Genomic DNA, 7555 nt, shown 5'->3' on the forward strand with positions numbered 1-7555 from the left:
ACAGTGTAAAAAATCTTGTTCCAGACTACAAAGAGTATTACTACAAAAAATTTAGTGAAGTTAAGACCCATCAACACAAAAGAGCACTCGCGCTAACATCTCGTAAATTAGTACGCCTGATTTTTAGCTTGCTGACTAAAAATCAAATCTACTCCAATGATAAAGTTGGGGAGATTCAATAAAATATGCTCTTAAATTAAACCTGTTTTTTTTGCTAAAAAACCTAGGTTCTATTAAAGTTGCCCTTTTTTAATCACTTCTTTTATTTTCTTTTAAAAATTCTCCTTGACATATTACCAGGTTGCTTTATTATAGTTCTTAGTACAGCCAACTTTTCTCAAAGTATTTCTTCCTAAATAGTTCCACGTTTATAAACATCCATATAATTTGCCCAGCTCTCGCATTATCTTTACTTTCTTCTATTAATTCTTCTATCTTATCTTTTTTAAGCCAGTATGCACCTTTAAGAATATCTTTGGCCTGTTTCTCTAAAGAGTGTATCCATTCGTTAAGTGGAACAGGAAAGCCAACTTTTTTTCTTTCAATGATTTCATCTTGTAAATAATCATATCCGATTTTTCTCAATAGATATTTAGGTATATCATTTACTTCACTGTATTCATTAGATGTAAGCCTTTTAGATTGTTCCTTTAAATCATTACTTTTCCAACACAATTTTAAATCATAAGGTATATTCTTATACGAAAACTCTACCAACTCATGGTCAAGGAAAGGAACCCTTGCTTCTACACTTGCTAGCATTGTGGTGATATCAACTCTATTTAGAAGCCCTTTAACATGATATTTATGAAAGAACTTAAATACGTTCTCTTCATTAGTTCTCTGATTAAATTCAGTTTTAACTTTTTCATCAAATTCACTTCTAAGCTTTGTATTGATACTTAAATAGTTATCTCGAAGACTTCTAGGTACATACTCATATAGTTCTATAAAATACTCATAAAAAGATTTAGTTTTATCAATGTGATTTTCATAGTCAAACGGAGATCTATAAATTCTTCCGTACCCACCCATCAACTCATCAGCACCTTCGCCTGATAGTACTACAGTTATTTTCTCTTTAAGGACTTTTGACATCAGCGCAAGAGGAATTTCATTAGGCACTCCTAATGGCGCATCCTTATAGCCAATAACTTCATTCATAGTATCAAAATAATCATTTGTGTCAATTATTATTTCGTGATGAATGGTATTATATTTTTCAGCTACTATGCGTGCGTACTCGAACTCATTTAGTTCTGGAAATCCGATAGTATAAGTATTAACTCTAGAATTTAAATTAAGGCTTGTTATAGCTGAGATTAAGCTTGAGTCTACTCCCCCACTTAAATATGTTCCTAATGGAACGTCTGCCATCAATCTTCTTTTTATTGCAGTAGTAACTTGAGTATCGAATTGCTTAGACAGTTCAGACTCATTATAGTTTTGATCGTTATTGAACTCATTTGGCAAATCCCAGAATTTCTCGATTTTTATATTCAAGTCATTATCTATCGACATAAACGAGCCTGATTCTAATTGTAAAATATTATTAAAAAATGTGTAGGGTTCCCTCACATATCGATAACCAAGATATTCATCTATTGCGAATTCGTTAAAATCAGCCTCCACTAACCCACTACCTAAAATACCTTTTACCTCAGAAGAAAAAATAAACTTATCAGCATCAAGATAATAAAAAAATGGTTTAATCCCAAGCCGATCTCTTGCCAATAAAAGTTTGTTTTCTACATTATCATATAATGCAATAGCAAACATGCCATTACTATTCTTTAGGAAGTCGCTAAAGCCATTTTGCTCAACATAAGCAAGTATAACCTCAGTATCTGATGTTGTTTTAAAGTTATAATTGAGATCTTTTTTTAACTCGAGATGATTATATATCTCTCCGTTAAAAACAATAGTCCATCTCCCTGAATTTGAAGTCATTGGTTGATTGGATCTTGAACTTGTATCAACGATTGATAATCTTCTATGACCAAAGGCCACTTTATTGGTAAAGATTCTATGACTCTTATCATCTGGTCCACGGTGGGCAATTAAATCATTCATTCTGTCAATTCGTTTTTCGATGTCTGGTATATTTCTAGTACTAAACATTCCATTTATTCCGCACATGTTTTATCATCCTTTACTTCTAGATTTGCCAACTTAAATTGGATTGTCAACCCTTTTTAAGACACTTTTTTGTCGGACATTAATATTTTATATTCTACAGGGGTAAGGTAGTTTAATGAACCATGAATCCTGTGGTTATTGTACTAGTTTACATAATCAAACAGTAAATATTCAAACTCCTCAAAGCTTCCAAATATTTTATTTAAAGCAAACTCCGTTTTAACAACCTTAAAGGTAGCTTCTGCTACTGCATTGTCATAAGGACAGCCTTTTTTACTTAAGGACCGGTTTATATTAAATATAGCTAATAAGCCATCTATAACCTTATTTTTAAATTCATTACCCCTATCAGTATGTAATATTTCAATATCTTCTAGAGGCTTCTCAATCTTTGTAAAGGCTTTATACACTAGGTTTGCATCCTTGTTCTTACCAGCAGCATATCCAATAATTTCTCTATTATACAGGTCTAATAATATGCATATATAATTCCACTTACCATTAACATTTACATAGGTTAAATCACTTACCACAATTTCCAGAGGTTTCTTTCTATCAAACGCTCTGTTAACGATATTGCTAGTATTTTCTTCATTGCACTTCGATTTATAAACCTTATATTGCTTGACTGTATAATTAGATACTAAACCGTATTTTCTCATAGTATGGGCAATCTTTCTCCTAGAAACTTGATATCCCTTTTTATCTAATTCTTTTTTTATTTTTCTAATACCATAATTATTTCTACTACTCTTAAATATAGCTATTATTTCATTTTCTAGTTTGCTATCACAGGATTTCTCTTTAGGAGTATAGTAAACAAGACTTCTATTTATTTTTAAAACTTCACACATGGCGGTGATACTGTACTTATGTTTATTAGCCTTGATGATAGCTATTTTCGTCCCATTATCAGCGCCGCCTGCTTTAAAATATCATTCTCCATTTTTAGTCTTTGAGTTTCTTTTCTAAGCTTAATTAATTCATTTTCTTCTTCTGTTCTATTGTTTTTAGCTTTAAAAGAACCTGATGCGGAATAGTCTTTAACCCACTTATTTACAGTGGACCTAGCTATATTATATTCTTTCACTACTTCCGTTGGACTTTTCCCGTTATTTATCACTTCAACTATCTGCTTTTTAAATTCTTCTGTGTATCTTTTAGACCTATTAGACATGATTAACCTCCAAATTAATTTCATTTATTCTATCATGTCCGAGTTTTTACTGTCTAACTAAGTGTAACCTATCCAAATTTTAATCTCTACTAAATAAATCTCTCGTGTAAACCTTGTCCACCACATCTCTAATCTCATCTGACAGTCTGTTTGCCACGATAACATCTGAGATCTTTTTGAATTCATCAAAGTCTTTAATAACTCTTGAGTGATAGAACTCATCTTCATGAAGTGCTGGCTCAAATACCACGACCTCAATACCTTTAGCTTTGATACGCTTCATAACTCCTTGAATAGCAGACTGACGAAAGTTGTCAGAATCCATCTTCATAGTAAGTCTATAAATACCAACAATCTTTGGTTGTCTCTTGATGATCATATCAGCGATATGGTCTTTTCTTGTTCTGTTAGCATCAACTATGGCAGACATGATGTTCTGCGGCACATCCTGGTAATTTGCTAAAAGTTGTTTAGTATCTTTAGGCAAGCAGTAACCACCATAGCCGAATGAAGGGTTATTATAATGATTTCCAATACGTGGATCTAGCCCAACTCCCTCAATAATTTGTTGTGTATTAAGTCCTCTCACTTCAGCATAGGAATCTAATTCGTTAAAATAAGCTACTCTCATAGCAAGATACGTATTTGCAAAAAGCTTAATTGCTTCTGCCTCTGTTGACCCTGTAAATAACATATCAATATCTTCTTTGATAGCACCTTCAGCTAAAAGATTACCAAACACTTTAGCTCTTTCAGATTCTTCTCCAATCACAATCCTTGATGGATAAAGATTGTCATACAAAGCTTTACCCTCTCTTAAGAATTCTGGTGAAAAAATAATATTTTCAGTATCAAACATTTCTCTTACTTTTTCTGTATATCCAACCGGTACCGTTGATTTAATAATCATTATAGCATCAGGATTAATGGCAAGTACATTAGCAATAACCGCTTCTACGGTTCTTGTGTTAAAATAGTTCTTCTCTGGATCATAGTTTGTTGGTGTAGATATAATGACATATTCGGCATCCTTAAAAGCAACAAAATTATCTGTTGTGGCTTTTAGATTTAACTCTTTATTAGCAAGATAGTCTTCAATCTCTGAATCGATGATTGGTGACTTCTTGTTGTTTATCATGTCTACTTTATCCTTGATAATATCCAAAGCTGTAACTTCATTATGCTGAGCCAACAGGATTGCATTTGATAATCCTACATAACCTGTTCCCGCGATAGTAATTTTCATTTACTGACTACCTCCTTGTTTTATGTAAGGTTTTTTTTAAAAAACCTCTGAGTTTCATTTTATAGTTTCAGTATTTCGTATATGCCTATAGCTATCATTATCATTTAGCTCATTTCTGGTCAAGAAATCTACTTCTCAACTTTATAATACTCTTGATACCATTCAACAAACTTCTTAAGTCCATCTTCAATACTTGTACTTGGTTTGAAGTTAATATCTCTCTCAAGATCTGATACATCAGCATAGGTTCTAAGAACATCTCCGGGCTGCATATCCATGTACACTTTTTCAGCTTCTTTGCCAAGAGCAGATTCTAAAGCATTAATGAATCTCATGAGCTGAACTGGATTGTTGTTCCCAATGTTGTAAATCTTATAAGGCGCAAAACTTGTGCTTAAATCGTCCTTACTTTCATCCCACTCTTTATTAGCAATAGGAGCTTTATCAATTAGCTTCAAAATGCCTTCTACAATATCATCAATATATGTGAAGTCTCTTTCCATCTTTCCATGATTAAAGACTTTAATTGGCTTTCCAGCTAAGATATCCTTAGTGAATGAGAAGTAAGCCATGTCTGGTCTTCCATAAGGCCCGTAAACTGTGAAAAATCTTAACCCCGTTGTTGGGATACCATAAAGATGACTATAAGTATGAGCCATCAACTCATTAGACTTCTTCGTAGCTGCATAAAGTGACACTGGATGATCCACATTATGATTCGTAGAGAATGGCACTACTTTATTGCCACCATAGACAGAACTTGAAGATGCATAAAGGAGATGCTCCACTGGATAGTTTCTGCAAGCCTCTAAAATATTCATAAAGCCAGTTAAGTTAGAATCCACATAAGCATAGGGATTCTCAATGGAGTACCGCACTCCTGCTTGAGCCGCTAAGTTTATGACGTGAGTTAGCTGGTAAGTTTCGAAGATATTGACTACTGCAGCCTTGTCTTTTAGGTCAACCTTATGAAAATTGAAGTTGTTATACTTGCCTAGGATTTCAACTCTGGACTGTTTTAGACTTGGATCATAATAGTCATTCAAGTTATCAATTCCTACAATTTGATAGTCTTGTTTTAATAGTTTTTTTGAAAGGTGAAAGCCGATAAAGCCGGCTGCACCTGTTATTAGTATTCTCATTTAATATTGCCTCCTCGTAAACTTGGTCAATTATCTTGTGTGCTCAATAATGAAATCCACTACATTTTCAGCACTATGACCTGATTCGCTAATCCCATAAAATTTCTTAATCAGGCGACAGTTCTCTATAACTTTTTCATCATTTAAACTATGTAGTAATTTTAAAAGTTCTTCTTGATTCATTGCTCTAAAAAATGGTGTGTCAACCATCTCATAATAAAAGGCCCTTTCATTACTCAAATAATCATCAATATCTGGCTGAAATAAAATTATTGGTCGGTTTAAGATAGCAAAATCACCCGCTGTTGAAGAATAATCTGTGATAAGAACATCAGATACAATTAACAAATCTGACATATCTTCATAATCTGAAACATTTATAATTCTATTATCTTTTTGAATACCATTTAATCCACTTACTGAGCTGTGGGCTCTTATTAAGCACAGCCAATTCTTATTTGTTAATGTTTCAAGTTCATTGATAACCTCTACCAAGTCAATTCCTTCTACTTTTTGTTTTGTTTTGTTTTTTATTGCAGTATCTCTTAGTGTAGGTGCAAATAACACCACTTTATAGTTTTCAGGAATCTCTAATACTTTTTTTTGCTCATTTATGTTGTTAATTTTAATATTCACAAGCTTATCGTTCCTCGGTAGCCCAGTTTTTAAAATCTCTCCCTTATAATTAAAAGCGGTTTTATATAGTTTACTACCAAAATCAGATCCAGCTATAAACAGATCACATATCTTTTCTTCAATGAAGTTATCGTTCTTGTGTTTTATTGAATCATATAGTACTTTCTTCATTGGTTTGTCTCCATGCCATGTTTGAATATATAATTGCTCATTTGACTTATAGGTATATCTTGATTTTTGAAAATTATCAACCCATATTTTAGCCGTAGCTAATTCCCTAAGTGCCTTCAGAGTATTATTTTTAACGATCTTAACATAAGGAGGCACCACTTTACTCTTAGTTTCAGGTTCATTAAAAAGCCATATAATATCATATTCAAAGTTAGATTCATATAACTTCTCTGATATTTCTCTGCAACTATCAGAATATAATTTTCCTCTAAAACTAATAAATACTACTTTATTTGGATCTATTCCAAAAACCTGATTACAGGTAAACATATAGAATTTCCTAAAAATATTAACTACAGGTCTAAATATCGCTTTTGGTAATTTCATAAAGTATATTCTCAATTCATATGACCTCTCTTTTCCATTTTAAAAAATTCTTGATTTTTTTTACATCATCTAATCTTTTTAGCCTACTTATAAGGTCTCTGTTTTTAAAATACAAATAAACTAAATATATTAGTAAGACAAATATTTTGTAGAATAGATTGACCCAGCTAAATTTATACATAAAAAAACTGTAACTCAAAACTAATCCCATTGACATAAAAAACCAACTAGGAATAATAACCTTTAACATATCTAAAACACTATAACCTATATTATCGTAATGTTTACTGAGTGCGATAACAATTACTACAATGACTAGTTTAGCAATTAAAAATGCAAATGCTGCTCCATACATACCAAATTGCGGAACAAGCATATAACGGTGTTTGTCAAGTAAGTTGTCATAGAACTTTTTTCTTAAGCTTCTCGTTTTTGTATAAATCATCGGTTGGATTAAGGCTTACTATTTCAACCTTATCCCAATTTCTTATACCTTTAGACCATCTATTAGGATTTTTTGATTTAGCATTTTTATAGACTTCTTTTCTATTTGCAAGTATTTCATCATCTAAACCATAATGTCTATCATGTGGAGTTACATACTTTATACCACTATGAAGGGATTCTTTATTATAAAAGTTTACAAATTCAAACACC

The 7555-nt window shown here is 32.1% G+C and carries 4 protein-coding genes and 3 pseudogenes; 1 reads left to right on the top strand and 6 read right to left on the bottom strand.

What is annotated here, in order from left to right; translation table 11 throughout:
- Positions 1-182: pseudogene (locus tag Q326_RS18815) on the top strand (IS110 family transposase); the annotation flags it as partial.
- Positions 183-318: 136 nt separating this feature from the next.
- Here the strand turns inward: Q326_RS18815 and asnB are convergent.
- From asnB to Q326_RS18715, 6 genes and pseudogenes are all read right to left on the bottom strand, one after another.
- On the bottom strand, positions 319-2139 hold the full coding sequence (asnB, locus tag Q326_RS0114405) for an asparagine synthase (glutamine-hydrolyzing) (RefSeq protein WP_026896009.1): 1821 nt from the start codon (positions 2137-2139) through the stop codon (positions 319-321).
- Between the two features lie 56 nt (positions 2140-2195).
- Positions 2196-3316 (bottom strand): annotated as a pseudogene (locus Q326_RS17535) (IS3 family transposase).
- A 79-nt stretch (positions 3317-3395) separates the two neighbouring features.
- Positions 3396-4562, bottom strand: a complete 1167-nt coding sequence (locus tag Q326_RS0114420; RefSeq protein ID WP_026896011.1) for a nucleotide sugar dehydrogenase — start codon at positions 4560-4562, stop codon at positions 3396-3398.
- Between the two features lie 128 nt (positions 4563-4690).
- The gene (locus tag Q326_RS0114425; protein WP_026896012.1) at positions 4691-5704 is read right to left on the bottom strand and encodes an NAD-dependent epimerase; all 1014 of its coding nucleotides are present in this window, start codon (positions 5702-5704) and stop codon (positions 4691-4693) included.
- 30 nt (positions 5705-5734) lie between these two features.
- On the bottom strand, positions 5735-6898 hold the full coding sequence (locus tag Q326_RS0114430; protein ID WP_156936325.1) for a CDP-glycerol glycerophosphotransferase family protein: 1164 nt from the start codon (positions 6896-6898) through the stop codon (positions 5735-5737).
- Positions 6899-7299: 401 nt separating this feature from the next.
- A pseudogene (locus Q326_RS18715) lies at positions 7300-7555 on the bottom strand (IS3-like element ISAzo10 family transposase); the annotation flags it as partial.

Source organism: Clostridiisalibacter paucivorans DSM 22131 (genome assembly GCF_000620125.1).
Taxonomy (GTDB): Bacteria; Bacillota; Clostridia; order Tissierellales; family Clostridiisalibacteraceae; genus Clostridiisalibacter; species Clostridiisalibacter paucivorans.